General features: G+C 67.5%; 2 protein-coding genes. Both read left to right on the top strand.

Translation table 11 applies throughout. The annotated features are described in order from the left end of the window. Positions 1-192: 192 nt before the first annotated feature. Positions 193-1,707: an IS21 family transposase gene (gene istA / locus ACFU5V_RS42985; RefSeq protein WP_378707515.1), complete on the top strand. Its 1,515-nt coding sequence runs from the start codon at positions 193-195 to the stop codon at positions 1,705-1,707. A gap of 8 nt (positions 1,708-1,715) precedes the next feature. Then, positions 1,716-2,486, top strand: a complete 771-nt coding sequence (gene istB / locus ACFU5V_RS42990) for an IS21-like element helper ATPase IstB (RefSeq protein ID WP_378707513.1) — start codon at positions 1,716-1,718, stop codon at positions 2,484-2,486. Positions 2,487-2,548: the final 62 nt, after the last annotated feature.

Consider the following 2,548-nt stretch of genomic DNA (forward strand, 5'->3'; position numbering starts at 1 on the left):
TGGGTGTGGTCACCTGAGTAGGCCCCAGTTCGGCCACTGATCGTCACGAATTCCGGCCCCGGCTGAGGTGGCTGGTGGTCGCGAACGGGTGGTGCGGCGTGTCGGCACGAATCTTGGCCCCACCCGGGTTCGGATTCTCCTCGTTGGACATGTTTCAGCGAGGGAGGACCGGTGAAGAGATCGGGTTCGCGGATGGAATTGTTCGAGCAGATCCGCCGTGATCGGCGGGATTCGGAATTGTCGATTCGGGAGTTGGCCCAGCGGCACGGGGTGCATCGACGCACGGTGCGGCAGGCGTTGGCCTCGGCGGTGCCACCACCACGCAAACCGTATCGCCGACGGGTGCGACCAGCGATCGACGACTGGGCCGAGCTGATCGATTCCTGGCTGATCGCCGACCAGCAGGCACCGCGCAAGCAGCGACATACCGCGCGGCGGGTGTGGCAGCGGTTGGTCGCCGAGCACGGGGCGACGATGTCGGAAGCGACGGTCACCCGGTATGTGCGCCGCCGCCGCGCCGAGCTGGGGCTGGTCAAGATGGAGGTGACGGTGCCGCAGACCCATCTGCCGGCCGCCGAGGCGGAGGTCGACTTCGGGGAGGTCTACGCGGTCATCGGCGGGGAGATGACCAAATGCTGGATGTTCGTGATGCGCCTATCGCACTCCGGACGAGGCTGCCACGTGGTGTTCGGCACCCAGGCACAGGAGGCGTTCTTCGAGGGACACGTGCGGGCCTTCGAGTGGTTCGGCGGGGTGCCGCACCGCATCCGCTACGATAACCTCAAACCTGCTGTGGTGCGGGTACTTCGAGGCCGTGACAGGGTCGAGTCGGACCGATTCGTCGCCCTACGCAGCCACTACGGCTTCGATTCGTTTTTCTGCATTCCCGGACAGAAGGGCGCGCACGAGAAGGGCGGCGTCGAAGGCGAGATCGGCCGGTTCCGCCGCCGGCACATGGTGCCAGTGCCGAAGGTGGCGTCGCTGACCGAACTCAACGAGAAGGTCGCCGCCGCGGACCTGCTCGACGACACCCGGGTCATCGGGGGCCGTCCAGTGACGGTGGCGGCCGCGTTCGCCGGCGAGCAACCGGAGTTGCTTGGGCTGCCTGCCGAGCGGTTCGACTGCGCGCGACTGTTGTACGCGCGGGTCGACACCCATGCGCGGGTGTCGGTGCGGCAGAACTTCTACTCCGTGCCCGCCCGCTACGCGGGCCGACGGCTGCCGGTGCGGCTGAGCGCGGGCCGGGTCGAGGTGCTCGACGGGTCTCGGATGGTCGCCGCCCACGACAGGGCTTTCGGCCGGTTCACCGAGGTCCTGACCCTCGATCACTACCTCGAGGTGCTGGTCCGCAAACCCGGCGCCCTCCCCGGGGCGACCGCGTTGGCGCAGGCCAAGGCCGCCGGGGCGTTCACCGCCAGCCACCAGCGGTACTGGGACAGCGCCCGCAACCTGCTCGGGGACCGCGCCGGCACCCGCGCGCTGATCGAGGTGCTGCTCGCGCACCGCAGCCTGGCGCCCGATGTTCTCCGCCAGGCTCTCGACCGGTCCATCGAGACCGGGTGCGTCGATCCCCAACTCGTCCTCATCGATGCCCGCCGGCTGGCCCGCACCGATTCCACCCCCGCGGTCCCAATCGGGGTGCTCACCCGCTACGACCGTCCTGTTCCGTCGTTGACCGCCTACGACACCCTGCTCACCGGAAGCTGAGGTCTCACATGGTCTCCTCCGACGCCGCAGCCCAGGCCGCGATCGGCGCGGCCACCCGCGAGCTGCATCTGCCGACCATCCGAACCGAAGCGGTCCGGATCGCCGAAATCGCTGTCCGAGAACAACAATCACATCTGGCGTTTCTCGCCGAAGTGCTCGCCGCCGAGGTCGACGACCGCACCGAGCGACGCCGGGCCCGTCGGCTCAACGACGCCAAGTTCCCGCGCATCAAACGGCTCGCCGACTTCGACGTCGAGGCCGTGCCCGGGATCTCCGCGGGCACACTCGGGCATCTCGCGGCCGGCGGCTATCTCGACGCCGGCGAACCGGTGGTGCTGCTCGGTGATTCCGGCACCGGCAAATCGCACCTGCTGATCGGGCTTGGCATGGCGGCCTGTGACCAAGGCCGCCGAGTTCGCTACATCACCTGCGCCCAATTGGTCAACGAACTCGTCGAGGCCGCCGACGAACGGATCCTCTCCCGCGTCGTCGCCCGCTACGGGCGCCTGGATCTGCTGCTGCTCGACGAACTCGGCTACGTCCAGATCGATCCCCGTGGAGCGGAAATGCTGTTCCAGATCATCACTGAGAGGGAGGAACGAGCGAGTATCGGGATCGCCTCGAATCTGCCTTTTTCGGAGTGGGGCACCGTCTTTCCCGATCCACGGCTGGTCGCCGCGATCGTCGATCGCATCACTTTCAACGCGCACATTCTCGAAACCGGCACCCAATCCTATCGCCTGCGCACCAGCAAGACCCACCACCGAAAACGCGCCTGACCCCCACCAGTGGGGCCGCAATTCATGCCGATCACTGGGGCCAGATCACTTGACGAAACTCA

The organism is Rhodococcus sp. NPDC057529, from assembly GCF_042802055.1.
Lineage (GTDB): Bacteria > Actinomycetota > Actinomycetes > Mycobacteriales > Mycobacteriaceae > Rhodococcus_F.